The organism is Serratia nevei, from assembly GCF_037948395.1.
GTDB classification, from domain to species: domain Bacteria; phylum Pseudomonadota; class Gammaproteobacteria; order Enterobacterales; family Enterobacteriaceae; genus Serratia; species Serratia nevei.
This window is the reverse complement of the sequence record NZ_CP149940.1, coordinates 2,406,777-2,432,448: the sequence shown is the minus strand read 5'-3', so window position 1 is coordinate 2,432,448 and position 25,672 is coordinate 2,406,777. Positions and strand designations below refer to the sequence as shown.

The 25,672-nt window shown below is 63.6% G+C and carries 23 protein-coding genes; 14 read left to right on the top strand and 9 right to left on the bottom strand.

Annotation, left to right across the window (positions count from 1 at the left end; genetic code table 11):
• Positions 1-59: 59 nt before the first annotated feature.
• The 4 genes from V8N38_RS11765 to V8N38_RS11750 form a co-directional block, all read right to left on the bottom strand.
• A complete protein-coding gene (locus tag V8N38_RS11765) occupies positions 60-3,632 on the bottom strand; it encodes a molybdopterin cofactor-binding domain-containing protein (protein WP_147840003.1) in 3,573 nt (1,190 codons plus the stop codon).
• Entirely contained in the window at positions 3,625-4,167 is a 543-nt protein-coding gene (locus tag V8N38_RS11760) for a (2Fe-2S)-binding protein (protein WP_047575905.1), read from the bottom strand. Before V8N38_RS11760 ends, V8N38_RS11765 begins: the two co-directional genes overlap by 8 nt.
• A gap of 85 nt (positions 4,168-4,252) precedes the next feature.
• Positions 4,253-4,726 carry a MarR family winged helix-turn-helix transcriptional regulator gene (locus V8N38_RS11755; RefSeq protein WP_033634451.1) on the bottom strand — a complete coding sequence of 158 codons (474 nt, stop codon included), beginning with the start codon at positions 4,724-4,726 and terminating at the stop codon, positions 4,253-4,255.
• A 66-nt stretch (positions 4,727-4,792) separates the two neighbouring features.
• Positions 4,793-5,851: a 2,5-dihydroxypyridine 5,6-dioxygenase gene (locus tag V8N38_RS11750; RefSeq protein ID WP_147840004.1), complete on the bottom strand. Its 1,059-nt coding sequence runs from the start codon at positions 5,849-5,851 to the stop codon at positions 4,793-4,795.
• A 327-nt stretch (positions 5,852-6,178) separates the two neighbouring features.
• On the opposite strand from V8N38_RS11750, the gene V8N38_RS11745 reads away from it, so the two are divergent.
• From V8N38_RS11745 to V8N38_RS11725, 5 genes are all read left to right on the top strand, one after another.
• On the top strand, positions 6,179-7,330 hold the full coding sequence (locus V8N38_RS11745) for an FAD-dependent monooxygenase (protein ID WP_147840005.1): 1,152 nt from the start codon (positions 6,179-6,181) through the stop codon (positions 7,328-7,330).
• On the top strand, positions 7,327-8,121 hold the full coding sequence (locus V8N38_RS11740) for an alpha/beta hydrolase (RefSeq protein WP_147840006.1): 795 nt from the start codon (positions 7,327-7,329) through the stop codon (positions 8,119-8,121). The genes V8N38_RS11745 and V8N38_RS11740 overlap by 4 nt, the downstream gene beginning before the upstream one ends.
• A 66-nt stretch (positions 8,122-8,187) precedes the next feature.
• Entirely contained in the window at positions 8,188-8,889 is a 702-nt protein-coding gene (locus V8N38_RS11735; protein WP_170310522.1) for an Asp/Glu racemase, read from the top strand.
• Positions 8,890-8,898: 9 nt separating this feature from the next.
• Entirely contained in the window at positions 8,899-9,528 is a 630-nt protein-coding gene (locus V8N38_RS11730; RefSeq protein ID WP_147840050.1) for an N-carbamoylsarcosine amidohydrolase, read from the top strand.
• A 142-nt stretch (positions 9,529-9,670) separates the two neighbouring features.
• The gene (locus tag V8N38_RS11725) at positions 9,671-10,981 is read left to right on the top strand and encodes an MFS transporter (RefSeq protein WP_147840007.1); all 1,311 of its coding nucleotides are present in this window, start codon (positions 9,671-9,673) and stop codon (positions 10,979-10,981) included.
• Between the two features lie 72 nt (positions 10,982-11,053).
• Here V8N38_RS11725 and dcp read toward each other — a convergent pair whose 3' ends face one another.
• Both dcp and V8N38_RS11715 read right to left on the bottom strand, forming a co-directional pair.
• Positions 11,054-13,255: a peptidyl-dipeptidase Dcp gene (gene dcp, locus V8N38_RS11720; RefSeq protein WP_147840008.1), complete on the bottom strand. Its 2,202-nt coding sequence runs from the start codon at positions 13,253-13,255 to the stop codon at positions 11,054-11,056.
• A 106-nt stretch (positions 13,256-13,361) separates the two neighbouring features.
• Complete coding sequence (locus V8N38_RS11715) at positions 13,362-14,276, bottom strand: LysR family transcriptional regulator (RefSeq protein WP_147840009.1); 915 nt, start codon at positions 14,274-14,276, stop codon at positions 13,362-13,364.
• A gap of 103 nt (positions 14,277-14,379) precedes the next feature.
• Between V8N38_RS11715 and V8N38_RS11710 the strand changes: the two genes are divergently transcribed.
• Entirely contained in the window at positions 14,380-15,543 is a 1,164-nt protein-coding gene (locus V8N38_RS11710) for an MFS transporter (RefSeq protein ID WP_147840010.1), read from the top strand.
• On the opposite strand, the gene guaD is transcribed toward V8N38_RS11710, so the two are convergent.
• Positions 15,528-16,844, bottom strand: a complete 1,317-nt coding sequence (gene guaD / locus V8N38_RS11705) for a guanine deaminase (RefSeq protein WP_147840011.1) — start codon at positions 16,842-16,844, stop codon at positions 15,528-15,530. The genes V8N38_RS11710 and guaD overlap by 16 nt on opposite strands.
• A 188-nt stretch (positions 16,845-17,032) precedes the next feature.
• On the opposite strand from guaD, the gene V8N38_RS11700 reads away from it, so the two are divergent.
• The 6 genes from V8N38_RS11700 to ydfG all read left to right on the top strand — a co-directional run bounded on the left by V8N38_RS11700 (position 17,033) and on the right by ydfG (position 22,814).
• Positions 17,033-17,215 (top strand): hypothetical protein, encoded by a 183-nt coding sequence (locus V8N38_RS11700; protein WP_147840012.1) that lies wholly within the window; start codon positions 17,033-17,035, stop codon positions 17,213-17,215.
• 58 nt (positions 17,216-17,273) lie between these two features.
• Positions 17,274-17,798 (top strand): ferric citrate uptake sigma factor FecI, encoded by a 525-nt coding sequence (gene fecI / locus V8N38_RS11695; RefSeq protein ID WP_087763466.1) that lies wholly within the window; start codon positions 17,274-17,276, stop codon positions 17,796-17,798.
• Complete coding sequence (gene fecR, locus V8N38_RS11690) at positions 17,795-18,751, top strand: ferric citrate uptake sigma factor regulator FecR (RefSeq protein ID WP_147840013.1); 957 nt, start codon at positions 17,795-17,797, stop codon at positions 18,749-18,751. Before fecI ends, fecR begins: the two co-directional genes overlap by 4 nt.
• Before the next feature lie 115 nt (positions 18,752-18,866).
• A complete protein-coding gene (fecA, locus tag V8N38_RS11685) occupies positions 18,867-21,218 on the top strand; it encodes a TonB-dependent Fe(3+) dicitrate receptor FecA (RefSeq protein ID WP_070914942.1) in 2,352 nt (783 codons plus the stop codon).
• A gap of 199 nt (positions 21,219-21,417) precedes the next feature.
• On the top strand, positions 21,418-21,939 hold the full coding sequence (locus V8N38_RS11680) for a GNAT family N-acetyltransferase (RefSeq protein WP_141959119.1): 522 nt from the start codon (positions 21,418-21,420) through the stop codon (positions 21,937-21,939).
• Positions 21,940-22,064: 125 nt separating this feature from the next.
• Positions 22,065-22,814, top strand: a complete 750-nt coding sequence (gene ydfG / locus V8N38_RS11675; protein WP_016927858.1) for a bifunctional NADP-dependent 3-hydroxy acid dehydrogenase/3-hydroxypropionate dehydrogenase YdfG — start codon at positions 22,065-22,067, stop codon at positions 22,812-22,814.
• Positions 22,815-22,850: 36 nt separating this feature from the next.
• On the opposite strand, the gene V8N38_RS11670 is transcribed toward ydfG, so the two are convergent.
• The gene (locus V8N38_RS11670; protein WP_025302721.1) at positions 22,851-23,177 is read right to left on the bottom strand and encodes a YnfA family protein; all 327 of its coding nucleotides are present in this window, start codon (positions 23,175-23,177) and stop codon (positions 22,851-22,853) included.
• Positions 23,178-23,325: 148 nt separating this feature from the next.
• Between V8N38_RS11670 and V8N38_RS11665 the strand changes: the two genes are divergently transcribed.
• Both V8N38_RS11665 and V8N38_RS11660 read left to right on the top strand, forming a co-directional pair.
• Entirely contained in the window at positions 23,326-23,694 is a 369-nt protein-coding gene (locus tag V8N38_RS11665; protein WP_038873959.1) for a DUF1283 family protein, read from the top strand.
• A gap of 89 nt (positions 23,695-23,783) precedes the next feature.
• The gene (locus V8N38_RS11660; RefSeq protein WP_049199199.1) at positions 23,784-24,083 is read left to right on the top strand and encodes a DUF1161 domain-containing protein; all 300 of its coding nucleotides are present in this window, start codon (positions 23,784-23,786) and stop codon (positions 24,081-24,083) included.
• A 50-nt stretch (positions 24,084-24,133) separates the two neighbouring features.
• Here the strand turns inward: V8N38_RS11660 and V8N38_RS11655 are convergent, their stop codons facing one another.
• Positions 24,134-25,621, bottom strand: coding sequence for an MDR family MFS transporter (locus V8N38_RS11655; RefSeq protein WP_147840014.1), 1,488 nt, complete (start codon positions 25,619-25,621; stop codon positions 24,134-24,136).
• Positions 25,622-25,672: the final 51 nt, after the last annotated feature.

Here is a 25,672-nt window from a genome sequence, read left to right as displayed (position 1 = left end):
TAACATTAATCCCCGAATGAGCGCCGCCAGTCAATAACCCAATGTAACAATTTACAATGTTAATGATTCCCCGGCTCCGCGCGCAGCCGCGCCACCTGCGCCTCCACGTCGCGCCAGGCCGGTTTGTCGCCGGCATAGCGTTGGCGCAGATAATTCACCAGCGCCGTCACCTGCCGATCGGAAAAGCTGTCCTTAAAGCCCGGCATAAAGCCCAATTCGGCGGTGGCCGGTTTGGGGATCCCTTGCAGGATCACTTTGATCAGGTTATCGGGGCGATCGCTGAAGATATTGGTGTTATTGGCCAGATCCGGGCTGACGCCGAACAGCTGCGGCCCACCGGCAGCGGCGCTGTGGCAGGCCTGGCAAGCGCCCTGAAACAACCGCTCGCCGGCCAGCTGCCCCGCCACCGGCAAGGCGCGGGCCGCCAACTGCGCCTGCGGCTCCACATTCAGCGTCGCCTTGGTGCTCAGCGACATCACATAGTTGGCCATCGCCCGCAGATCGCTCTGCGGCAACGTCGCCAGTTCGCTGACCACCGACCCCATCGGCCCGGCCGCCACGCCGTGCTCGGCGGAATGCCCGCTGCGGAAGTACTGAAACAGCTGCTCCTCGGTCCAGGGCTTGTCCGCATTGGCCAATTGATTCAGCGCCGGCGCTTCCCACCCGTCCACCATCCCCCCCGCCAGGAAAGCCGCGCCGCCCTTTTCTGCCCCCAGCAGATTGCGCGGCGAATGGCAGGCGGCGCAGTGGCCGAGCCCGTTGACCAGATAGGCGCCGCGATTCCACTGCGCGCTTTGTTGCGGATCGGGTTGAAATTCCCCCTGGCGCAGGAACAGCGCGTTCCAACCCGCCATCAGCGGCCGCAGGTTAAACGGGAAGCGCATCTGATTGGCCGGATTGCTCTGGCGCACCGCCGGTTGCGACATCAGATAAGCGTACAGCGCCTGCATGTCGCCGTCGGTCATTTTACTGAATGCGGTGTAGGGAAATGCCGGATACAGATGGCGGCCGTCGCGGGCGATGCCCTGGCGCATCGCCCGATCGAACGCGGTAAACGACCAGTTGCCGATGCCGGTTGCCACGTCCGGGGTAATGTTGGTGCTGTAGAGCGTGCCGAACGGCGTCGCCATCGCCAGCCCGCCGGCGTTGGTCGCCCCTTCCGACGCGGTATGGCAAACCGCGCAGTCTCCGGCGGCGGCCAACTGGCGACCGCGCTCCAGCGTGGCGGCCGACCAGGTGCCGGCGCCGGGCGTCGCCACCGGTGCGATCTCCGCCCGCCATGGCAGGGCGCTGCCCGCGATGCCCAGCACCGCGCCGAACAGCCCCGCCGCACCGCCAAACCACCATTTGCCGCGCTTCTTTTTCTTGGGCGGTGCGGCCTGCCGCTCGGCGTCCGGCCCGTTCAGCGCCTCTCGCAGCTTATCCGAGGTGATCGGCAGCTCGCGAAAACGAATGCCGGTGGCGTCGAACACCGCGTTGGCGATGGCCGCCGCGCTGGGCACCGACGCCGACTCCCCGGCGCCCAGCGGCGGATCGTAAGGGCGCGGCATCATCACCACGTCCACCTCCGGCACCTCCGGGAAGGTCAGGATCGGGTAAGCCCCCCATTCTTTGGCGGAGACCGTCGATTCCTCAAAGGTCACGCGCTCTTTCAACACCCGGCTGGTCGATTGCAACACGTTGCCGTGAATTTGGTGACGCACGCCGTCCGGGTTGACCATCATGCCCGCGTCGTGGCCGACCACGATGCGCGTCACCGCCACTTCGCCGCTGGCTTTGTCGATCGCCACGTCGGCCACCCAGGCGGCCCAGGCCGCGCCAAAGCCGGGAAACTTGCTGTGGATGTAACGGGCGTAGGCAAAGCCGCGCCCGCGCAGCACGCCGTCTTCCGCCGGGGTCTGCATCGGTTCGGTATGCGGCGTCCAGCCGGCGCGCTCTGCGGTGCTGCGCATCAGCTCACTGGCGCGTTCGTCATGGATATAGCGCAGCCGGTATTCCAGCGGATCGACGCCGGCGGCGTGGGCCAGCTCATCGATATAAGATTCGTGGGCGAAGGTGTTCGGCAAGGCGGAAACGCCACGCATCCAGGAGGCGCGCACGATCGGCGCCATGTCTTCGATGCTGACACGCAGCGCCGGATATTCATAAGGCGGCACCGAGGTGCGGTCGCCCATTTCATAGGCCACCGGCAACGGCTCGACCCGACCGGTCAGCAGCAGCGCCAGCGTCGGCGCGCCGTTGGAAGGGTAATAGGTGCGAAAGTCGTAGGCGACCGGGTGCCCGGCGGCGTCCAGCCCGCCGTCCACCTCCATCAGCTGCGCCGTGCCCTTCGGTTCCCACACATGTTCTTGTTCGCGGGTCAGCTGCACCCGCACCGGCCTGCCCACCGCGCGCGACAGCAGCGCCGCGTCGGCGCAGACGTCATCGGCGCAATTGCGGCCATAGCAACCGGCCGCCTCCATGCGCACGATCTCGATCTGCGCTTCCGGGTATTCCAGCAGCCAGGCCAGATCGGCGCGCAGCAGGTGCGGGTTCTGGCTGCCTGACCAGACCTGCAGGCGCTCCGGCCGGTAGTCCGCCAGCGCGCAGGAAGGGCCAATCGAGGCATGCAGCTGATACGGCCACAGGTAGCTGCGGGTGAAACGCCTGTCGGCCGCCGCCAGCGCCGCGTCCACATCGCCGGTATCGTGCACCACCCGGGTCGAATGCGGGTTGTCGCGCAGCGCCTGCGCCACGTCGGTCATCTGCGGCAAATTGCGCCGCCAGTCTTTCCAGCTGACCTGCAGCGCCTGCGCCGCCTTGATCGCCTGCTCTTCGCGCTCGGCGACAATGCCGATGAAATCGCCGATCACCACCAGTTTGACGATGCCGGGAATATGCGCGATCGAGGTTTCGTCCACCGCCAGCAGGCTGGTGCCGACAAATTCGCCGCTGTCGTAACCGGCATAGGGCGGCCGCACCACCCGGCCGTGCAGCATGTTTGGCAGGCGCATATCGTGTACGTAGGTGGTTTCGCCGGTCGCCTTGGCCGGAATATCGACGCGCGCGGCGCTGGTGCCCACCAGGCGATACTCCGTCTGAGGTTTCAGCGGCGCGTCGCCGGAAATCGACAGCTCGACATGACCGCCGGCCACCAGCTCGGCGTAGCTGAGCGCCTGCCCCTGCGGGCTGCGGATCACGCCCTCCTCCAGCGTCAGCTGTTCCACCGGCGCATCGAAGCGCTGCGCCGCCTGGCGCAACAGCCAACGGCGCGCTTCGGCGGCGGCGTTGCGCAGCGGCACGGCGGAGATCTGCAGCGTGGCGCTGGCGATGGTGGCGCCCTGATTCGGCGCGCGCTCGGTATCGCCCAGCACCATTCGCACCTGATCCATGCGCAGGTACAGCTCTTCGGCGACGATCTGGCCGAGCGCGGTGCGCACGCCGGTGCCGAGATCGACATGGCCGTTAAAGGCATAGATTTCGCCGCTGCCGCACAGGGCGATAAACAGCCCTTGCTCCCTGGGCTTCAGCACCGGCGTTTGCCCTTTGGGCACCGGCCCCGAAGGCGGTTGCACGCTGTCGACGATCAGCAGCACGCCGTCGCGCTGCAGCAATTCGGCCTGGCTCGGCGATGAGGGACGGGAATCAGTCATGAGCGTGGGCGTCCTCATCGCGGCAGAGAATGATGGCGCGCTGAACCGCACGCAGGATTTCGAGATGGGTGCCGCAGCGGCACAGGTTGCCGGACAGCGCCTGACGGATCTCCGCCTCGCTCGGGGCGGGATTGCGATCCAACAGGGCTTTGGTGGTCATGATCATGCCGTTGAGGCAGTAGCCGCATTGCGCCGCCTGCTCTTCGATAAAGGCACGCTGCACCGGATGCAGGCGCTGGCGATCGCCAAGGCCTTCCAGGGTCACGATCGCCCGGCCGGACACGCCGAGCGCCGGGATCACGCAGGAGCGCGCCGCCACGCCGTCGATCAACACGGTACAGGCGCCGCATTCGCCCAGGCCGCAGCCGTATTTCGGGCCGTTGAGCGCCAGATCGTTGCGCAGTACCAGCAAGAGCGGCGTATCCGCCATCACCTGCGCATGAAGCTGTTCGCCGTTCACCGACAGCATCAGCGGATGCTCCGTCAGCGTGGTTTTTGCGCCTTCCCTGGGCGACTGCACTTCAGATATCGCCATTGTTCGCGTCTCCGCCTGCACTTGATGGTCTTATGGGCTGGCCTCTCGCCACCGACCACCAGGCAACCGACGTTGCGCGGGCGAATCAGCCGGTGGGCGGATCTTCCAGCATTTTATTCAGCAGGAATATCAGCGCTATCCGTTCGGCCGGGTTGAGCGTGCCGAACGTCAGCTCTGTAATTTTCGCCGCCTGCGGCACCGTTTCCGTCAGCAGCACGGCGCCGGCGTCGGTCAGGCCGACCACCACCTTGCGCCGATCCACCGGATCCGGCGTCACCGTGATCAGATCGCGCGCCTTCAGCCGCTCGACGATGCCGCGTATGGTGGCCTGATCCACCGCCGTCACCTGCACCAGCTCGGTCAGCGAGCTCGGCCCCATATCGCGCACCGCGCACAGGGTGATGAACTGCACCGCCGTCAGTTGCGAATCGCCGACGTTTTGCTGGAAAATCGCCAGGTGGCGCTGATAAACCTTGCGCAGCAGGTGCCCAACTTGCTCGGTAAAATGATAATTTTCGGGTTGGCCGCTCACGGCTGACGGGTATTCGGGGGGCGTCATTGCGTTACTCTCACCATCTATGGAATCCACGAGAATAGTACAAACCCCCGCCGTTGGCAGCAACGATTAAGCCCGGCGCACGCGCGAGGCCTCCGGCGCCACCACTTCCCCGTCCGCCACCACCGTTTGCCCGTCGAGGCGGATGTCGCAGCGGCGCAGCGCGATGTCCATATGGCAAGGCGTTTTGCGCGTGCCGCCCACTTCGGTATTCGGCCCGGTGGAGAACAGGAAGTTGCCGTAAAACGCACGCGCGTCCATGCACATGCCGTCGCTCTTGTCGTGCAGGCCCATCGCCGTCCACTGGGCGCGCGGCTGCAGGCCCCAGCCGATGTGCGAGATGCCGTACACCTCCGGATCGTCAAAGTATTTCATGTATTCGCGCAGGTATTCCGCCTCGAAACCGCCGTGAATGCGGGTAACGAACCCTTGTTCGATCTCCAGCGTGATGCGTTCGCGCGCGTAGCTTTTAAACGGCAGCAAGATATCGCCGACCTCCAGCACCAGCACCCCTTCCGCCTGCTCCTCATTCGGCCAGGTGAACAGGAAGCCGCTCGGCCAGTGATCCCAGCGCCCCGGTTCATCGGCATAGCCGTACTCGGTCACCGTCGGGTATTGCCCGAGCGGCGCGCGGAAATCGCTGCCGGCAGCGGAGGTCACCTGCATCAGCTTCGCCTGCTCCAGTACGGCGGCGGCGGCCAGCACCCGCGCCTTGTCATCCGCGTTGGGCAACATGCGCGCCAGCACCTCCGGCGGCTCCACCGCCAGCAGGATGCGGGTGCCGGTTTTCAGGATCTGCTCCTGCTCCGGCGAATGCAGCAGCATCATGGTATCGACGATCAGATCGGCAGCCTCCAGCGCACGCTGCGCCGCCAGGTTGCCGGTCAGCGCGGTATCGCCGCAATAGGCGGTCATGTCGTTGCCCATCGCCCGCGGATGGTTGAACGCCGGCAGTTCGACGGCATACACCCTGGCGCCCAGCCGCAGCGCCGCGTCGGTCGCGGCGCGCACCGTGCGCGCATCGGAATAATGGCTTTTCAAAATCGCCACGCTCTGCGAAGCATCGACCTTCGACAGCGTAAGCACCTGCTCGAACAGCTGTACCAACTGGGTTTCATTGACCGCCATGGCCTGTCTCCTGTCTCGTCAAGGGTGTCCGACGCCCGCAAGGCGGCGGTGATTTTTTAAACAATTTAAAGTGAACACGCTCGTTTTTATCTAAGTCAAAAAAGCAAAGGAAAGCAAGTCGCGACTGTCCATCATAAGAAAGTCCTATTTCATCCCTCTGCAATCCTGTGATTAACATGAGTTTAACAGTAATGCGCCGTCAATTAGCGTGAGCAAGATCTGATTTAACACTTTTGCAACTTTGCGTTATCTAGTGCATACACTATAAATCGATCGTCCAGCCACGCGTTGGGCCTACGCTGAAAAAAGTCAACAGACAGGGGAAACATGATGAGCAAACAACCACGCATCGCCGTCGTCGGCGCCGGGCTGGGGGGCGCCGCCGCCGCCGGGCTGCTGCAAAAAGCCGGCTTTACCGTCGATCTGTATGAACAGAGCCCGGCGTTCTCGCGCCTCGGCGCCGGCATTCACATGGGGCCGAACGTCCTGAAGATTTTCCGCCGGCTCGGCATTGAGCAGCGGCTGGAGCAGATGGCGTCTCATCCTGATTTCTGGTTCAGCCGCGATGCCGAGAGCGGCGACTATCTGTCGCGCATCGAACTGGGCGCCTTCGCCCGCCGGGAGTACGGCGCCGCCTATGTGACGGTGCACCGCGGCGATCTCCAGGCGTTGCAGCTTTCCGCGCTGCAGCCCGGCACCCTGCACTTCGGCAAATGCCTGAGCAAGATTGAAGATCGCGGGGACGAGGTGGTGCTGAACTTCGTCGACGGCACCTCGGCCCATGCCGACATCGTGATCGGTGCCGACGGCATCAATTCGCGCATCCGCGAACATCTTCTGGGGGCGGAAGCGCCGACCTACAGCGGCTGGGTGGCCCACCGCGCGCTGATCCGCGGCGAGAAGCTGGCGAAATACAACCTGACGTTCGAAGACTGCGTGAAGTGGTGGTCGGCGGATCGCCATCTGATGGTCTACTACACCACCCAACGGCGCGACGAGTATTACTACGTGAGCGGCGTGCCGCACCCGGCCTGGGATTTCCAGGGCAGCTTCATCGACAGCAGCCGCGAAGAGATGTTCGAGACCTTCACCGGCTACCACCCGATCGTGCAGGTGCTGATCGAATCCAGCGAGCAGGTCACCAAATGGCCATTGCTGAACCGCAAACCGCTGCCGCTGTGGAGCGAAGGCCGTCTGGTGCTGCTCGGCGACGCCTGCCATCCGATGAAACCGCACATGGCGCAGGGCGCGGCGATGGCGATCGAAGACGCCGCCATGCTGACCCGCTGCCTGCAGGAAACCGGCCTCGGCGACTACCGCACCGCCTTCCAGCTGTATGAAGCCAACCGCAAGGAGCGCGCCTCCAGGGTGCAGGCGGTGTCCAACGCCAACACCTTCCTGCGCACTCAGGAAGATCCGGCCTGGGTCTACGGCTATGACCTGTACGCGCAAGCGCTGAAATCGGAGAACGCCGCATGAGCACCTTCCTCTACGGCGCCCACGCTCACGCCAATGGCATTCGCCAACACTACCTGCGCTACGGCGGCCACGGCCCGGCGCTGATCCTGATCCCCGGCATCACCAGCCCGGCGATCACCTGGGGCTTCGTCGCCGAGCGGCTGGGAGAAAAATACGACGTCTACGTACTCGACGTGCGCGGCCGCGGTCTGTCATCCAGCGGCCCGGAATTGGCTTATGACGCAGAGACATGCGCGCAGGACGTTAACGCCTTCGCCGCCGCGCTGAACCTGACCAGTTACGCCCTGCTCGGCCATTCGATGGGCGCCCGCTTCGCCCTGCGCGCCGCCGTTTTGCAGCCCGCCGGCGTGCGGCGGCTGGTGCTGGTCGATCCGCCGGTTTCCGGCCCCGGCCGCCGCGCCTATCCCGGCCAATGGCCGTGGTACGCCGACTCTATCCGGCAGTCGCTGCCGGGCATGAGCGCCGAGCAGATGCGCGCCTTCTGCCCGACCTGGAGCGAGGAGCAGCGCCGGCTGCGCGCCGAGTGGCTGCATACCTGCTACGAGCCGGCGATCCAACGCGCCTACGACGATTTTCATCAGGTGGACAGCCACCGTGACTACCCGCTGCTGGCCATGCCGACGCTGCTGATGGTCGCGGGCAAAGGCGGCGTCATTCAGCCCGAAGACCGTGCGGAGATCCGCGCGCTGCAGCCGGAGATCGCCATCGTCGAGGTCGAGAACGCCGGACACATGATCCCGTGGGACGATTTCGACGGCTTCTTCCGCGCCCTGGGCGATTTTCTGGATTAACTGAGGAACACCGACATGAGCAACCACTACCGCATCGGCCAGATCGTGCCCAGCTCCAACACCACGATGGAAACCGAGATCCCGGCGATGCTGGGCGCGCGCCAGCTGATACGCCCGGAGCGTTTCACCTTTCACTCCAGCCGCATGCGCATGAAACACGTCAATAAAGAAGAGCTGGCGGCGATGGACGCCGAGTCCGATCGCTGCGCGCTGGAACTCTCCGACGCGCGGGTCGACGTGCTCGGCTACGCCTGCCTGGTGGCCATCATGGCAATGGGGCTGGGCTACCACCGCGAATCGCAGGCCCGGCTGGCGCAGGTGACGAAAGACAATCAGGCCGCCGCGCCGGTTATCAGCAGCGCCGGCGCGCTAGTCAACGGCCTGAAGGTGATCGGCGCCAAACGCATCGCGCTGGTGGCGCCCTATATGAAACCGCTGACCCAGCTGGTGGTGGACTACATCCAGCACGAAGGCATTGAGGTCAAGGTATGGCGCGCGCTGGAGATCCCGGACAACCTCGACGTCGGCCGGCACGATCCGGCCAGGCTGCCGGGGATCGTCGCCGAGATGGATTTACGCGAGGTCGATGCTATCGTGCTGTCCGCCTGCGTGCAGATGCCTTCGCTGCCGGCCGTTCCGACGGTGGAGGCCCAAACCGGCAAACCGGTGATCACCGCCGCCATCGCCACCACTTACGCGATGCTGACCGCGCTGGAGCTGGAGCCGATCGTCCCCGGCGCCGGCGCCCTGCTGTCCGGCGCCTATTGAGGAGGCATGATGAACGACACCCTCAGCGACAATTATCGCGGCGTCTGGGGCCAGCGCCTCGGCTTCGGCCGGCGCCCGGCGCTGCTGGCGATCGACTTCATGCAGGCCTACACCACCGAAGGCGCGCCGCTGTTCGCGACGGGCGTGGTGAGCGCGGTCGAGGAAAGCCGCGAGCTGCTGGCCTGTGCGCGCCGCACGGGAATTCCTGTGATCCACACCCATATCCGCTATCATGCAGGCCATTTTGCCGATGGCGGCCTGTGGGTCAAAAAAGCGCCGGTGATGAAGGACATGGTGGCGGGCAACCCGCTGGCGGCGTTCTGCCCGCCGGTGGCGCCGCTGGCCGATGAGGTGGTGCTGAGCAAGCAATACGCCAGCGCCTTCTTCGGCACCGCGCTGGCGCCGCTGCTGGTGGCGCAAGGGATCGACACGCTGCTGATGATCGGCTGCTCCACCAGCGGCTGCATCCGCGCCAGCGCGGTGGACGCGGTGCAGCACGGCTTTCGCGCCATGGTGGTGCGCGAGTGCGTCGGCGATCGTCACCCCGGCCCGCACGAAGCCAACCTGTTCGACATCGACAGCAAATACGGCGACGTGGTGCACAAACGGGAGGCGCTCGACTACCTGAACCGGTTATGAATCAACGACTCACCTGCAACGACAATAACGAAGGCGCAGACAGCGCCTCACGCGACCGCCCGAAACAGGGCGGCGCCCCTGCAACGCAAACACAACAGGCGCCTCCTGCGGAGGCCAACACGCACCACCTGGAGACAACATCATGGCCATTGTCGACACCCCGCTGGCGGGGAAAGCGGACGCAGAATCGCTGCTGCTGTACCGCAAAATCACCTGGAAACTGATCCCGTTTCTTTGCCTGTGTTACCTGGCGGCCTACCTCGATCGCATCAACGTCGGGCTGGCCAAGCTGCAGATGGCCGATGCGCTGCTGCTGAGCGAAGCGGCCTTCGGCCTGGGCGCCGGGCTGTTCTTCGTCGGCTATATTCTGTTCGAGGTGCCGAGCAACCTGATCCTGCAGCGCGTCGGCGCCAAGATGTGGATCGCCCGCATCATGATCACCTGGGGGCTGCTGTCCACCGCCACCATGTTCGTCACCACGCCCACCCAGTTCTACGTCATCCGCTTTCTGCTCGGCGTGGCGGAGGCCGGTTTTCTGCCCGGCGTGCTCTTTTACCTGACGCTGTGGTTCCCGACCTATCGCCGCGGCCGCATCATCGCGCTGTTCATGATCGGCCTGCCGCTGTCCAGCGTGATCGGCGGGCCGCTCTCTGGCTGGATCATGGGCCATTTCGACATGCGCCACGGGCTGCACGGCTGGCAGTGGCTGTTTTTGCTGGAGGGCATTCCCAGCGTGCTGTTGGGGGTGCTGACCTTCTGGCTGTTGCCTAACACTTATCAGCAGGCCAAGTGGCTGACGCCCGAGGAAAAACAGCGCATCGCCGACGATTTGGCGCGTGACGACGCCGAGGCCGATCACGGCAAGCACAGCTTCCGCGACGGCTTCTTCAACCTGAAAGTGTGGATGCTCGGCGGCATCGACTTCGCCATTTTGCTCAGCGCCTACGCCATGGGCTTTTGGATGCCGACCTTCATCAAAACCGCCGGCGTCACCGACATCACCACCATCGGCTACCTGACGGCGATCCCCAGCGTCGCCGCCCTGCTCGGCATGCTGCTGATCGGCAGCAGTTCCGACCGACTGCGCGAACGGCGCTGGCATATCATCGTGCCATTTATCGTCGGCGCGCTGGCAATGGCCGGCAGCACCTTCTTCACCCACAATGCGCTGGCCACGGTGCTGCTGTTCTCCATCGCCCAGGCGGCGATCATCGGCGCGGTGCCGGTATTCTTCAGCCTGCCGGCCACCTTCCTGCGCGGCACGGCGGCGGCGACCGGCTTCGCACTGGCCTGTTCGCTGGCCAACATCGCCGGGCTGGTGAGCAATTCGCTGATGGGGCTGGCGCTGGATCTGACCGGCAAGAGCGGCGGCGCGCTCTGGGCCTTCGCCGGCTGCCTGCTGCTCAGCTCGCTGCTGGTGGTGGCCCTGCCGGCCAAGGTGGTAAACCGCTGAATGTCGGCCAAGCCGAAAAAGACGAAGGGCGCATAACGCGCCCTTTTGTTTACTTACCGGGAATGGCCGAACTTACTCGTCCTTCAGCCCGCGGTTGATCAGCATCGGTTCGATGCTCGGCTCTTTGCCGCGCCAGTCGATGTACAGCTTCTCCAGATCCTGGCTGTTGCCGCGCGACAGGATCATGTCGCGGAAGCGCTGGCCGTTTTCGGCGATCAGGCCACCGTGTTCGGTGAACCACTGGAAGGCGTCGTCCGCCAGCATTTCCGTCCACAGATAGGCGTAGTAGCCCGCGGCGTAGCCGTTACCCCAGATGTGCTGGAAATAGCTGGAACGGTAGCGCGGCGGCACGTAGCTGAGATCGACCTTGTCTTTTTGCAGCGACTCGGCCTCGAACTTGTCCACGTCCTGCTGCGGCTGGTCGGCCGTCAGCATGTGCCAGTGCATATCCAGCAGCGCGGCGGACAGCAGCTCGGTCATGCTGTAGCCCTTGTTGAACTTGTCGGCCTTCTTGATCTTGTCGACCAGTTCCTGCGGCATCGCCTCGCCGGTCTGGTAGTGCTTGGCGAAGTGGCTGAACACTTTCGGATCGCTGACCCAGTGCTCGTTGAACTGCGACGGGAACTCGACGAAGTCGCGCGCGGTGTTGGTGCCCGACAGGCTCGGGTATTCCTGATCGGCGAACATGCCGTGCAGCGCGTGGCCGAACTCGTGGAACATGGTGATTACGTCGTCATACGACAGCAGCGCCGGCTGGCCCGGCGCCGGTTTGGTGAAGTTGGCGACGTTGTAAATCACCGGCTTGGTGCCGTTGAGCTTCGACTGATCGACGAAGTTGCTCATCCAGGCGCCGCCGCCCTTGTTGTCGCGCTTGAAGTAGTCGGTGTAGAACAGCGCCAGCGATTTGCCGTCCTTGTCGAACACTTCATACACCTTGACGTCCGGCTGGTAGACCGGGATGTCCTTGCGCTCTTTGAAGCTGATGCCATACAGCAGATTGGCGGCGTAGAACACGCCGTTGTTCAGCACGTTGTTCAGCTCGAAGTAAGGCTTGATCTGCGACTCGTCCAGATCGTACTTGGCCTTGCGCACCTGTTCGGCGTAGAACTGCCAGTCCCAGGCCTGCACCTTGAAATCGCCTTTCTGCTGGTCGATCACCGCCTGAATGTCTTTGGCCTCACGCTCGGCGCGCGCGGTAGCCGCCGGTACGATGTTGCGCATAAAGCTCAGCGCGGCATCCGGCGTCTTGGCCATCTGGTTTTGCAGTTTCCAGGCGGCGTAGTTCGGGTAGCCCAGCAGCTTGGCCTGCTCGGCGCGCACCTTGGCCAGACGGGAGATGGTCTGGCGGGTATCGTTGCCGTCGCCCTTCTCCGCACGCGTCCAGGAGGCGTCGAACAGCGCTTGGCGGGTATCGCGATCTTTCAGGCTCTGCAGCAGCGGCTGTTGCGTGGTGTTTTGCAGCACCAGCAGCCACTGTTTCTCCAGCTTGCGTTCGGCGGCCGCCTGGGCCGCCGCAGCCAGTTCGCCTTCCGACAGGCCGTCCAGCTTCGCCGGATCGGTTATCGCCAGCGCGCCGTTCTTGCTCGCCGCCAGCAGTTTGTTGGTGAACTGGGTGCTCAGCGTCGCCGCTTCCTGGTTCAGCGCCTTCAGCTTGGCCTTGTCGGCGTCCGACAGGTTGGCGCCCGCCAGCTCGAAGTTCTTGTAGGTCACTTCCACCAGCCGGCGCGATTCCGGATCCAGCTTCAGCGCATCGCGATCCTGATAGATGGCCTTGATGCGAGCGAACAGCTTGCCGTTGAGCATGATGTCGTCGTTCAATGCCGCCAGCTTCGGCGAGGTTTCTTCATCCAGTTTCTGCAGCGCGTCGCTGGTGTTGGCCGAGGTCATGGCGCCGAACACGTTCATCACCCGCGTCAGCAGCGAACCGGCCTGCTCCAGCGCCACGAAGGTATTCTTGAAATTAGGCTTGGCCGGGTTGTTGGCGATCTTCTCCACCTCTTCCCGCTTTTGCTTGATGCCCGCCTCGATCGCCGGCGCGTAGTCGCTCTCCTTGATCAGGTTGAACGGCGGCGCCTGGAACGGCAGACGGCTTTGATAGAAGAACGGATTCTGAGTCTTTTGCTTGTCGTGCTGATTGGCTTCACCGGTCACGGTAGCCTCCTTCGCCTGGCCGCTGGGCAGCGCGCTATGGTCGGCGTGAGGTTGGGTTTCTGCTGCCTGTGCCTGCGAGCCCAGCGCCATGCCGATCGCCAGCACCAATGTGGATAAACGCATCAAATCGAAACTCCTCCATGTTCACGGAATAAGGTCTCGGGGAATCGCTCCCTCTGAGTCACCTCCTAGCTTAGGTGCAGTTGGCAGTTTGAGCAAAAACAAGTGATTAGAAGTTAGCCGCCTCGCCAACCTGCTGTGTCAGGAACGTCAGCAACGCGCGCGTTTTGGCCGGCAGATAGCGGCGACCGGGGTAAACGGCATACAGCTGCAACGGCGCCGGCGGCAGTGCCAGCGGCACCTCAACCAAACGGCCGTCGGCCAGAAACGGCCGGCAGCCGAGTTCGGAAAGCATGGCGAACCCCACGCCGGCCAAGGCCGCCTTTAGCGCCATCTCCCCGCTGTTGACGCGATAGCGCGTATTGACCGGGACGGTAACGAAGGTTCCGTCCGGGCGGACGAACTGCCACGGCATCCCCTTCAGCGCATCCACCGTGCTGATGCAGGGCAATTGCGTGAATTGTTCAATCGCCGACGACGGCGGCCACTGCGCCAGCAACGCCGGAGCGGCCACCACGATGCAGGGGAAAGACGCCAGCGGCTGCGCGACATAGTCGCTGTCGTCCAGCATGCCCCGGCTGATCATCACCGCCAGATCGACATCATCGAGCAGTGACGCCATGCCCGCCAGGTTGGTCACGCAGCTGATTTCGATCTGCGGATGCTGCACGGCGAACGCCGCCAGCGGCTCGCCCAACAGGTATGGCCCCACTTCATTGGGCACGCACAGGCGCAGCGGCCCGCGCAGCTGTTGCTGCCGCTCGCTGAGGGTTTGCGCGGTGTGTTCCAGCGACGCCAGCAGCGGCTGGGTGCGTTCATGCAATAGCTGGCCGTTCGGCGTCAGCCGCATCGAACGGGTGCTGCGTTCGAGCAATCGCTGCTCGAGCTGGCGCTCCAGCTGAGAGATATAGCGGCTGACGTTGGAGGTCGGCATCGCCAGCGCCCGCGCCGCCCCGACGAAGCTACCTTGCTCCACCACCGTCACGAAAATGCGTAGCAGGTTTAAATCCAATTTGGCGCGCATAATTATCCCTAATTTGATAACAAACCATGCCATTTCTACCATCTAATCCCGACCAACGCCAAACGCTACACTGCCGGCCTGATTCTGCAACCCATGGATGCTTATGACACCCGCGAGAAAGCTGACGGCGATAGCGCTGGTCATCGCCTTTATTCAGTTCACCAATGCCCTGGAATACATGGTATTCAACCCGATATTCCTCTACATGGCCGCCGATTTTTCCGTGCCCGTCAGCTTCGCCGGCTATGTCAGCGCGGCCTATACGCTGGCCGCGCTGATTTCCGGCATCGGCGCATTTTTCTGGATCGGCGGCGTTGAGAAGCGGCGCTTTCTGCTGCTCAATGTCACGCTGCTGGGCGTGACCACCTTATTGATCGCCACAACCCAGCAGTTTTACTGGCTGCTGGCACTGCGGCTGTTGGCCGGGCTGTTGGGCGGCACCACGATGGGCGTTGGGATCGGCCTGCTGCTCAACGCCGCACCGGCCGCACTGCACGGCAGAATGTTGGCGACGGTGATCGCGTCCTTTTCGTTGGTGAGCATTGTCGGCATGCCGGGCATGCTGTACCTGTGCGAAGTGGCGAGCTGGCGCGCCGCGCTGGTGACTATCGGCGGGCTGTGTCTGCTGGCGGCCGTCTTGGTCGCGCTGTTCGTTCCCAGGGATGCGCCGCAGCCACGGGCTACCGCGCCCGTCGCGCTCGATCGCCGATTGCTGCTGTTCGCCGCCGCAGCCGGCCTGACGCAGTTCAGCCCGATGCTGCTGATCCCGGTGCTGGCGCCGCTGCTCACCCAGCGGCTACAGGTGGCAGACGCGCATTTGCCCTGGCTGTTTCTCATCGGCGGCGTGGCCGGCTATCTGGCGACCGTACTGGCGGGCCGCTGGCTGCAACGCTTTGGCACCGTGACGCTGACGGTGGGCGCCACGCTGTTGCTGCTGGGCAGCCTGTGGCTGGCGGCGCGCGGTGGCGATCGCGGCGAGCTGTTCATGGTCGCGTTTCTCGCGGCGGCCTATGCGCGGCTGGTGGCGATCTCTTCCCTGAGCCTGCGCTGGCCGGACGCTCGGCAGCGCGCCGCCTTTGGCGTACTGCAAACCGCCCTGATACACCTGAGCGCCACGGCGGCCTTCTTGCTCTCCTCCGCGTTGCTGAGCAGCGGCCTCACCCCGCTTAGCCTGCAACGCCTGTTATGGCTGTGCGCGCTGAGCGCGGTCACCGTCGTGCCGCTCAGCGTTTGGCTGCAGGCGCGGCTGCGTCAGCGCGGCGCCTGATAAACCACCTTGCCGTCCACATAGGTGCGATAAATGTTGCGATCGTCTCCCAGCGTCATCAGCACGAACCCTTGTTCCGCCGACGTGGCGCTGTTGGCGTAGCGCAACTGCTGCAGCGGCGTGACCGCCGGATCGAGCACCACGAAATCCGCCTCTTTACCGACGTTGAAGTTGCCGATTTTGTCGTCCAGCGCCAGCGCGCGGGCGCCGCCCAGGGTGGCGTGGTAGAACGCTTCTACGGCAGAGAGCCGGTAATGCTGCAGCTGGCCGACCTTGTATGCCTCGCCCAGCGTGCGCAACATATTGAAAGTGGTGCCGGCCCCCACGTCGGTGCCGATGCCGAACTTCACCCGCTTGCGCCAGGCCTGCTGCAGGTCGAACAGCCCGCTGCCGAGGAACAGATTGGAGGTGGGGCAAAACGCGATCGCCGAGCGGGTCTCGCACAGGCAGTCCCACTCCTGCTCCTCCAGGTGCAGGCAGTGGGCGAACACGCTTTTGCCGCCGGTCATGCCATAGCGGTGGTAAACGTCCAGATAGCTTTGGCTCTGCGGGAACAGCGATTTTACCCAGGCCACTTCCTGCGGATTCTCGCTCAGGTGCGTCTGCAGCCAAACGTCGGGGAATTCTTCGCGCAGCCGCTGCACCTGCGCAAGCAGCGCCGGGGTACTGGTGGGCGCAAAGCGCGGCGTAATGGCGTAACCGAGGCGGCCTTTGCCGTGCCAGCGTTCGATCAACTCACGCGTCTGGCGATAACTTTGCTCCGGCGTTTCCAGCAGCGCCTCCGGCGCATGGCGATCCATCATCACCTTACCGGCGATCAGGCGCATATTCAGCGCTTGCGCCTGGGTGAACAGCGCATCGACCGACTGCGGGTGCACGCTGCCGAACACCAGCGCGGTGGTGGTGCCGTTGCTCAGCAACTCCCGCAGAAAGAAGGCCGACATCTCGTCGGCGTGCTGTTCGCAGCCGTAACGGCTTTCGGTCGGGAAGGTGTAATTGTTTAACCACCCCAGCAACTGGTCGCCATAGGCGCCGATCATTTCGGTTTGTGGGTAGTGGATATGGGTGTCGATAAAGCCCGGCACGATCGGTTTGTCGCGATACTCCGTGACCGCGAAACCCGGCGGCAACAGCGCCTCACCCTGCTGCCAGCTGCCGAACCAGACGATGGTGCCCTCGTTGAGCAGCAACAAACCGTCGGGAATGTGCCGCAGGCGTTCGTCGAGCTGTTGCGCTTTCTCCACGCAGGCGGTGATATCAAAAAAATTGCCACGAATAGCCGTGGTGAATTGCAGTGCCATTATTTTCTTCCTTGTGACGACCGGCCAAGCTCACCCGCGTAATAATCTTCGCTGATGAAACAATGCCTTTTATTACCCAAACTCAAAGACCGGATTAAGCATAGCAAGCCGTGTGCCAATAGGCGGCCATAAAATACATTTATATTTAAAAACATAGAGATATTAATTTAATCAAAGAAAACCAATCGATGAAAAAGAATAAAACGCGCGGCATTCTTCAACGGCAGACCAATAGCAACCGTTTGCTTGTCGGAATAACACCGTGCCGCTGCACCTTTACCGGGCAAGCGGATAATTTCGCGGCCGTTGCGGTTATTTTAACGCGATACAAAGCGGTCTGCCCCATTCCGCAGGCCACCCGACAAACTTGAAACGATAACCATTCTCAATTATCATCCGCGCATCTTTTTGACCAGCAATGCGAAAACCATGTCCGCCACCGCTTCTGCCCCGCACACCGCGCTGTCGCGCCTTTACGCCACCCACCATGCCTGGTTGCAGGGATGGCTGCGCAGGCGGCTGGGCTGCGCTTTCGACGCGGACGACGTGGCGCAGGACACCTTCATGCGCCTGCTGAAAAGCGACGCCGCGGCGACCCTGCGCGAGCCGAAAGATTTTCTGGTCACCGTCGCCAAGCGGGTGATGGTCGATCTGTTTCGCCGCAGAACGCTGGAGCGCGCCTATCTGGAGATGCTGGCGCTGATCCCGGACGGCTATGCCCCGTCGCCGGAGCAGCGCCAGAGCCTGCTGGAAAGCCTGCAGGAGATAGACGCCATGCTCGACGGCCTGGGGCCAAAGGTGAAACAGGCCTTCCTGCTGTCGCAGCTCGAAGGCCTGGGCTATGCGGACATCGCCGCGCGGCTCAGCGTGTCGGTCAGCTCGGTTAAAAAATACATGGCCAAGGCCACCGAGCATTGCCTGCTGTTCAGCCTGGAAAACGACGTTTTCTCATGAGCAACGCCATCACCCCCGAGCAGCGCCAGGCGCTGAAGATGGCCGCACACTGGTATGCCCTGCTGTGCGATGAACACGTCACCGACCGCCAGCGCCAACAGTGGCAAGCCTGGCATCAGCAGCATGACGATCACCGCTGGGCCTGGCAGCGCGTCGAAGCGTTGCAGAGCCAGCTGCAGGGCGTACCGGGCAAGTTCAGCTACCGTGCGCTCGATCGCGCCGGCCGCCAATCGGCGATCGATCGCCGCACCCTGCTGAAGAGCCTGCTGCTGTTGCTCGGCGTGGGCGGCGGCGGCTTCCTTTACCAGTCGCCGCTCGGCCGGGAGCTGCGCGCCGACTACCGCACCGCCACCGGCGAGATCAAACCCATAGTGTTAAGCGACGGTACCCAGCTGGTGCTGAACACCGCCAGCGCGGTGGACGTGCATTACGACGATCGCCAACGGCTGATCCGCTTGCACGCCGGGGAAATCAGCCTGGTGACCGGACGCGACCCCCGGCCGCTGTGGGTGCAAAGCCCGCAGGGAGCGATGCGCGCGCTCGGCACCCGCTTTTTGGTGCGTGAGAACGGCGGCGAGACGCGCCTGACGGTGCTGGAGCATGCGGTCGAAGCGCAGCTGGCGCAGGACGCGCGGCAAACTCGCCGGGTGGAAGCCGGAGAACAGATAAGCTTCAGCGCCGCGGCCTTCAGCGACAAACAACCGGCTGCGGCGGAGGACGGCTGGCTGCGCGGCGTGCTGAGCGTCAGCCAGTGGCGGCTGGACCGGGTGATCGCCGAACTGGCGCGCTACCGGCGCGGCCATCTGAGCTGCGATCCGGCCGTCGCCGGCCTGCGCGTCAGCGGCAGTTTCCCGCTCAACGATACCGATCGCGCCCTTGCCCTGCTCAGCCAGACCCTGCCGGTGCGCCTGCAGAGCTTTACCCGCTATTGGCTGAAAATCGTCCCCGTCTGAATCTTTTTAAATGAAAATGATAAAAAATCGCATTCTTGATTGTCCCTTTTGCTTTGCTCATCCGACTCCCAGGAAAACACTGCAGCAATAAATAAAAAATGATTTAGGAGAAGGTATGAACAACGCTTGGGGAAAGGGAGCGCCGGCTTCGCTTTGGGGAAAACGGGCCACGCCGCTGGCCGTGGCCATTGGCCTGGCCTTCGCCGCACCGCTGACGGCGAGCGCCGCCAGCGCCGCTGCAACCTATCACATTCCGGCCGGTGAGCTGGACGGCGCGCTGAACGCGTTCGCCGCGCGCGCCGGCATCGCGCTCTCGGTGGACGGCACGCTGACCGCCGGTAAGCGTTCGCCGGGCCTGAGCGGCAGCTACGGCGTCGATGACGGCCTGAACGCCCTGCTGGCCGGCAGCGGCCTGCAGGCTAAAGCGCTCGGCAACCACGGTTACACGCTGGCCAAACTGCCGCAGCCGCAGAAGGAAGAAGACATCACCGTGGTCGGTGACTGGCTGGCGGAAGGCCGTCAGGTAGACGTGTTCGAACATCCCGGCGCGCGCGACGTGGTGCGCCGCGAAGAATTCGCCAAAACCGGCACCACCACCGTGCGCGAAGCGTTGAACCGCGTGCCGGGCGTGGTGGCACCTGAGAACAACGGCACCGGCAGCCATGACATGGCGCTGAACTTCGGCATTCGCGGCCTCAACCCGCGCCTCGCCAGCCGCTCCACCGTGTTGATGGACGGCATCCCGGTGCCCTTCGCCCCTTACGGCCAGCCGCAGCTGTCGCTGGCGCCGGTCTCGCTCGGCAATATGGATGCGATTGACGTGGTGCGCGGCGGCGGCGCGGTGCGTTACGGGCCACAGAGCGTCGGCGGCGTCGTCAACTTCGTCACCCGTGCCATCCCGAAAACCTTCGGCATGGAGGCCGGCATGCAGGGGCAGCTCAGCCCGACCTCGCGCCAGGATCACCCGAAAGGCACCGGTAACCTGATGATCGGCGGCACCGCCGACAACGGCCTCGGCGCGGCGCTGCTCTACTCCGGCACCCGCGGCAGCGACTGGCGCGAACACAGCGCGACCAAAATTGACGATGTGATGCTGAAAAGCCGTTACGCCCCGAACGAAGTGCACACCTTCAACAGCCTGCTGCAATACTACGAAGGCGAAGCGGACATGCCGGGCGGCCTGAGCCGGGCGGACTACAACGCCAACCCGTTCCAGTCGACGCGCCCGTACGACAAGTTCTGGGGCCGGCGCCAGCTGGCGAACTTCGGCTACCAGTATCAGCCGGATCAGCAGCACAAGTTCGACGTGCAGAGCTTCTACACCTACACCCTGCGCAGCGGCTATCTCGATCAGGGCAAAAACCTGACGCTGTCGCCGCGCGAATACTGGGTGCGCGGCGTGGAACCGCGCTACAGCCAGAGCTTCCGCTGGGGCGATTCAGCCCATGAGGTGGGCGTCGGCTACCGCTACGTCAGCGAATCCACCCACGAGTTGCGCTACACCAGCAAGGCCAGCACCGGCCGGCTGCCGTCCACCGCCAGCCCGTACGATCGCGACACCCAGTCCGGCACCGAGGCGCACGCCTTCTATATCGACGATCGCATCGATATCGGCGACTGGACCATTACGCCGGGCATGCGCTACGAGTACATCAAGTCGTATCAGAACAACTACATCAAGAACAACCGCCTCGACGTTAGCTATAACGCGCCGCTGCCGGCGTTGAACGTGATGTATCACCTGAACGAATACTGGAACCTGTACGCCAACACCGAAGGCTCCTTCGGCACCGTACAGTACAGCCAGATGGGCAAAGCGGTCGACAGCGGCAAGATTGAACCCGAGAAGGCGCGCACCTGGGAGCTGGGCACCCGCTACGCCGGCGATGCGCTGACCGGTGAGATCGGGCTGTTCCTGATCAACTTCAACAACCAGTACGACTCCAACCAGGTGACCGACAGCGTGACCGCGCGCGGCAAAACCCGCCACGCCGGGCTGGAAGGCAGCCTGCGTTACGATCTGTCGCAGCTGACGCCGAAACTGGACGACCTGACCGCCTACGCCAGCTACGCCTACGTCAACGCCACCATCCGTGAAGACGGCGGCTACAAGGGCAATCAGGTGCCGTTCTCGCCGAAGCATAAAGGCACGCTGGGGCTGGACTACACGCCGGGCAACTGGGCGTTTAACCTTAACGGCGAGTTCCAATCCAGCCAGTTCGCCGACAACGCCAACACCGTGGCGGAAAGCGCCGACGGCAGCACCGGCCGCATTCCCGGCTATATGCTGTGGGGCGTGCGCGCCGCCTATGATTTCGGCCCGGAAATGGCCGGTCTGAATCTGGGCGTCGGCGTGAAAAACCTGTTCAACCACGAGTATTTCACCCGCGCCTATGACGACAATAACAAAGGTCTGTACGTCGGCCAGCCGCGCACGATCTATCTGCAAGGCTCGGTGAAGTTCTGACCCCCGGCGGCGGGCGCACCTATCGCGCTCGCCGCCTCACTTATAGCGTGACATTATCACCAAACCCGTTCTTTCCATTTTGCCCAAGCGACGAAAAATAAGTCGCTTCTGCCGCCAATGCGCGTAATATCGACGATCCGCCCTAATTTATAGGCGCGGATTTTTTGCCGTTCTGGCCTGAAAAGCGAGGGAAAATAAGATGAATCATAATGACCTTTCTCAGTGCCGCGTGGACACCGACCGTTTGTTGATTGCCCCCTTTACCGCAGCAGACGCCGACGATGTTTACCAGGCGATCACCCCCACTCTGACACGCTTTATGGCCTTTGAGCCGGAGGCGTCGCCGGAAGATTTCGCCAACGTCTGGCAAGGCTGGCTGCCGCTGATGCGCGAAGGCGAAGAAGTGATCTTCGTCGCCCGCCGGCGCGAAGACCGACAGTTCGTCGGCGTCGGCGGCGCGCACAACCTGCGCAGCCACACCCCGGAGCTGGGCATCTGGGTGAAAGAGGGCCTGCACGGCCAGGGCTACGGCCGCGAAATCGTGCAAGGTATCGCGCGTTGGGCCAGCGAACGCTTCCAGCCGCCGCACTTTCTCTACCCGGTGGCCGAACAGAATACCGCCAGCCGCCGCCTCGTCGAGTCGCTGGGCGGCGTGCTGGCCGGCCGCTGCGAACGCGTCAAGTACGACGCCGTGGTATACCACCTGCCGCCTCAGCGCTAATCAGCATCGGGCCGCCGGCCCGGTGTGACCTTTTTTGCTTTCCGCCGTGATAACCGCTGCCACTGCCTGCAGGTTTGTGCTAATGATAGAGACATGTAGGGTAAAAACAGTTGAGGAACAGCAACATGATTATTTTTGTTACCGGCGCCACCTCCGGTTTCGGCGAGGCCATTGCGCGCCGTTTTATCCGTGAAGGCCACCAGGTGATCGCCGCCGGGCGCCGCCTTGAGCGTCTCGAAGAGCTGCAGGAAGAACTCGGCCAAGCCCTGCACATCGTGCGGCTCGACGTGCGCAACCGCGCCGCCATTCAGCAGGCGATCGAAGCACTGCCGGCCGAGCTGCGCCAGATCGACGTGCTGGTGAACAACGCCGGGCTGGCGCTGGGGCTGGAGCCGGCGCACAAAGCCAACGCCGATGACTGGGAAACCATGATCGACACCAACGCCAAAGGGCTGGTGAACATGACGCGTGCGCTGCTGCCGGCCATGGTCGAGCGCAACGTCGGCCATGTGATCAACATCGGCTCCACCGCCGCCAACTGGCCTTACGCCGGCGGCAACGTGTACGGCGCCACCAAGGCGTTCGTCAAACAGTTTAGCCTGGGCCTGCGCGCCGATCTGCACGGCACGCGCATCCGCGTGACCGATATCGAGCCGGGCCTGGTGGGCGGCACCGAATTCTCCAACGTGCGCTTCAAGGGCGATGACGGCAAGGTCAACAAAACCTACGAAGGCGCCGATGCGCTGACGCCGGAAGACATCGCCGAGTCGGTGTTCTGGGTCGCAACGCTGCCGGCGCGCGTCAACATCAACACGCTGGAAATGATGCCGGTCAGCCAGTCCTTCGCCGGGCTGAACATCCACCGCGGCGCCTGATCTCCAACGGCGGGAGGCGACTCCCGCCCTGTTTCCTCAGGCCGCACGCCAGCCGGAAACGATGATCAGCATGCCCACCAGCGCCACCCCGGCGCCCACCCAGTCCAGCGCGGACAGCTTCACCCCGTCCACCACCCGCAGCCACAGCAGCGCCGTCGCCACATACACGCCGCCGTAGGCCGCGTAGACCCGCCCGCTGGCCGCCGGATGCAGCGTCAACAGCCAGACAAACAGCATCAGGCTCAATGCCGCCGGCAGCAATAGCCAGGCGCTGCCCTGCTTCTTGAGCCAGAGATAAGGCAGGAAACAGCCGATAATTTCGGCGAGCGCAGTGGCGAAAAACAACAGCGTGGTTTTTAACATCGGTCGCAGTTTTCTCTCGGTAAATTAAACGAATCGGCGCTTGGCTGGTGAATTCCAGGAACGCAGTGGTATATTTGTCACCACGCCTGCGGGCGAGGTAACGCCAGTGTCGCCATCATCAGGCGCACTCACTCATAAGGATGAAACGATGAAAACATTTTCGACCCAACGACTGCTACGCGGGATGCTGCCGGTCGCCATGCTGGCCGTCATGGGCGCCTGGCAGGCGCCGGCGCTGGCCGCCACCTGCACTCAGGGCAGCACCTGCGTCACCGTCGATGGCAAAGGCAGCGGCGCGATGAGCACCGAAGAAGCGCGCCAGAGCAAAGAGCAGTGGAATGATACCAAAACCCTGCGCCACAAGGTTAACACTCGCGTCGAGAAAGAGTTCGACAAGGCCGATCGCGCGGCGGATGACGAAGACCGCTGCAACGACAGCAACAACGTCAACGCGTACTGGGAGCCGGACACCCGTAAATGCCTGGATCGCCAGACCGGGCGTCGGATTATTCCTTAATCCGCCTGCGGCGGGCGGGCAAGCGTGAAACCCGGCCGCCGTTACTGCTATCCTGTTACAGGAAGTCCATTGTCTAAAAGGATGACGTGATGAAAAAAACGCTGATATTAACCGCTGTATTGCTGGCCGGCGCGCCGTTGGCGGCCCTGGCCTCCTGCGAAAGCGTGAAAGCGGACATTTCGCAAAAAATCATCAATAACGGCGTTCCGGAGTCCGGCTTCAAACTGGAGATCGTGCCTAACGATCAGGCCGATCAAGCCGGCGGCCAAGTGGTCGGCCACTGCGAAAACGACACCCAGAAGATCGTCTATACCCGCCTGAACAACGGCGACGATCGCGGTGACGCGGCGCAGACCGGCACCAGCCAGGACACCTCCAACACGCAGTAAGCCGCTTCGGCTACCCAGGGCGCGCAACAGCCGCGCCCTTTCCTTTTCCCTTAAGCCTGCTCCGCCTCTTCCTCTTCGCCCTGCGGTCGACAACGCGCCGGGATCAGCATCGCCGCCGCCAGCGCCAGCAACGACACCAACGCCGACACCAGGAACACCCAATGCAACGAAGCCGCCACCTGCTGGATAAGCTGCGCCAGCGCTTCGCTCCCCATGCTCTGGCGCACCGCCGGTTCCATCAGCCGCTGCACCGGATCGTCGATTTCCGGCAAACGCCACTGCAGGTTGAGGTTCAGCGTGGCGCCCAGAATGGCGGTGCCGATGGCCGACCCCACCATGCGGGTAAATACCGTACAGGCGGTGGCGATGCCGCGAATGCTGTAATGCGCCGCGTTCTGCACCGACACTAAAAACGTGGTGTTGCACAGCCCCATGCCGGCGCCGACCATAAACGCCGCCACCCGGCCCCACAGCAGGCCACCGTTCGGCTGCAGCATCAGCAGGATCAGGCCGCCCGCCACCAACAGCAGCGCCCCCAGCAGCGCCGTCGCGCGATACGAGGTCATCAGCATCAAACGGCCGCTCAGCGTGCTGGCCAGCGGCCAACCGATCGACATCAGCGCCAGCGTGGTGCCCGCCTCCAGCGGCGAGCCGCCCATTACGCCCTGAATGAAAGTAGGCAGGAAGGCGCTGATGCCCATCATCGCCGCGCCGATCACCAGCCCGCCGATGTTACCGGCGACGATCACCCGGCTTTGCCACAGCGCCAGCGGGAACAGCGGTTCGACCGCGCGCCGCTCCTGACGTATCAGCAGCGCCAGCGAAGCCGCCGCCAGCGCGAGCAGCGGCGCCACCCACCATCCCAGGCTTTCCATCTGCAACAGCGCCAGCAGCAGCGCCGAAACGAACAGCGTCAGCCAGGCGGTGCCCGCCAGATCCAGCGCATGCCGCCGCAGCTGCTGATGCACAGGCAGATAGCGCCAGAGGAAGAACATCGCCAGCAGGCCGATCGGCAGGTTGACCCAGAACACCAGCGCCCACGGCAGATGCTGGACGATAAACGCGCCCAACAACGGGCCGATGATCGCCGACACGCCCCACACGCTCGACAGGTAGCCCATCACCTTCGGCCGCTCGGTGGCGCTGTAAATATCGCCGATGATGGTGGAGGCGATCGGCATGATGGCGCCGGCGCCCAACCCTTGCAGCAGACGGAAGCCGATCAGCCAATACATGTCGGGGGCGAAGCCGCACAGCACCGATCCCAGCAGGAACAGCGTAGCGCCGAAGAAGAACACCCGCTTGCGGCCGTAGAGATCCGCCAAGCGGCCGTAGATGGGGATGGTGATCGCCTGCGCCAGCAAATAGACCGCGAATACCCACCCCAGCAGCGAGAAGCCGCCGAGATCGCCGATGATGGTCGGCATGGCAGTGGCGACGATGGTGGCTTCGATCGCCGACATGAACATCGCCAGCATGCAGGCGATCAGAATCAACGGGCGGTGGGCGATGGGTGCGGGTGAAACGTTATTTGTCATGGCGTTATGCAGGTTTCCTGGCGTTTTTATTTTCCCTGAGTATATCAGCAA

Excerpts from the sequence above, each read along its gene's own strand:
- V8N38_RS11765 (WP_147840003.1), bottom strand. The coding sequence starts at position 3,632 with ATGACTGATTCCCGTCCCTCATCGCCGAGCCAGGCCGAATTGCTGCAG.
- V8N38_RS11760 (WP_047575905.1), bottom strand. The coding sequence starts at position 4,167 with ATGGCGATATCTGAAGTGCAGTCGCCCAGGGAAGGCGCAAAAACCACG.
- V8N38_RS11755 (WP_033634451.1), bottom strand. The coding sequence starts at position 4,726 with ATGACGCCCCCCGAATACCCGTCAGCCGTGAGCGGCCAACCCGAAAAT.
- V8N38_RS11750 (WP_147840004.1), bottom strand. The coding sequence starts at position 5,851 with ATGGCGGTCAATGAAACCCAGTTGGTACAGCTGTTCGAGCAGGTGCTT.
- V8N38_RS11745 (WP_147840005.1), top strand. The coding sequence starts at position 6,179 with ATGATGAGCAAACAACCACGCATCGCCGTCGTCGGCGCCGGGCTGGGG.
- V8N38_RS11740 (WP_147840006.1), top strand. The coding sequence starts at position 7,327 with ATGAGCACCTTCCTCTACGGCGCCCACGCTCACGCCAATGGCATTCGC.
- V8N38_RS11735 (WP_170310522.1), top strand. The coding sequence starts at position 8,188 with ATGGAAACCGAGATCCCGGCGATGCTGGGCGCGCGCCAGCTGATACGC.
- V8N38_RS11730 (WP_147840050.1), top strand. The coding sequence starts at position 8,899 with ATGAACGACACCCTCAGCGACAATTATCGCGGCGTCTGGGGCCAGCGC.
- V8N38_RS11725 (WP_147840007.1), top strand. The coding sequence starts at position 9,671 with ATGGCCATTGTCGACACCCCGCTGGCGGGGAAAGCGGACGCAGAATCG.
- dcp (WP_147840008.1), bottom strand. The coding sequence starts at position 13,255 with ATGCGTTTATCCACATTGGTGCTGGCGATCGGCATGGCGCTGGGCTCG.
- V8N38_RS11715 (WP_147840009.1), bottom strand. The coding sequence starts at position 14,276 with ATGCGCGCCAAATTGGATTTAAACCTGCTACGCATTTTCGTGACGGTG.
- V8N38_RS11710 (WP_147840010.1), top strand. The coding sequence starts at position 14,380 with ATGACACCCGCGAGAAAGCTGACGGCGATAGCGCTGGTCATCGCCTTT.
- guaD (WP_147840011.1), bottom strand. The coding sequence starts at position 16,844 with ATGGCACTGCAATTCACCACGGCTATTCGTGGCAATTTTTTTGATATC.
- V8N38_RS11700 (WP_147840012.1), top strand. The coding sequence starts at position 17,033 with ATGAAAAAGAATAAAACGCGCGGCATTCTTCAACGGCAGACCAATAGC.
- fecI (WP_087763466.1), top strand. The coding sequence starts at position 17,274 with ATGTCCGCCACCGCTTCTGCCCCGCACACCGCGCTGTCGCGCCTTTAC.
- fecR (WP_147840013.1), top strand. The coding sequence starts at position 17,795 with ATGAGCAACGCCATCACCCCCGAGCAGCGCCAGGCGCTGAAGATGGCC.
- fecA (WP_070914942.1), top strand. The coding sequence starts at position 18,867 with ATGAACAACGCTTGGGGAAAGGGAGCGCCGGCTTCGCTTTGGGGAAAA.
- V8N38_RS11680 (WP_141959119.1), top strand. The coding sequence starts at position 21,418 with ATGAATCATAATGACCTTTCTCAGTGCCGCGTGGACACCGACCGTTTG.
- ydfG (WP_016927858.1), top strand. The coding sequence starts at position 22,065 with ATGATTATTTTTGTTACCGGCGCCACCTCCGGTTTCGGCGAGGCCATT.
- V8N38_RS11670 (WP_025302721.1), bottom strand. The coding sequence starts at position 23,177 with ATGTTAAAAACCACGCTGTTGTTTTTCGCCACTGCGCTCGCCGAAATT.
- V8N38_RS11665 (WP_038873959.1), top strand. The coding sequence starts at position 23,326 with ATGAAAACATTTTCGACCCAACGACTGCTACGCGGGATGCTGCCGGTC.
- V8N38_RS11660 (WP_049199199.1), top strand. The coding sequence starts at position 23,784 with ATGAAAAAAACGCTGATATTAACCGCTGTATTGCTGGCCGGCGCGCCG.
- V8N38_RS11655 (WP_147840014.1), bottom strand. The coding sequence starts at position 25,621 with ATGACAAATAACGTTTCACCCGCACCCATCGCCCACCGCCCGTTGATT.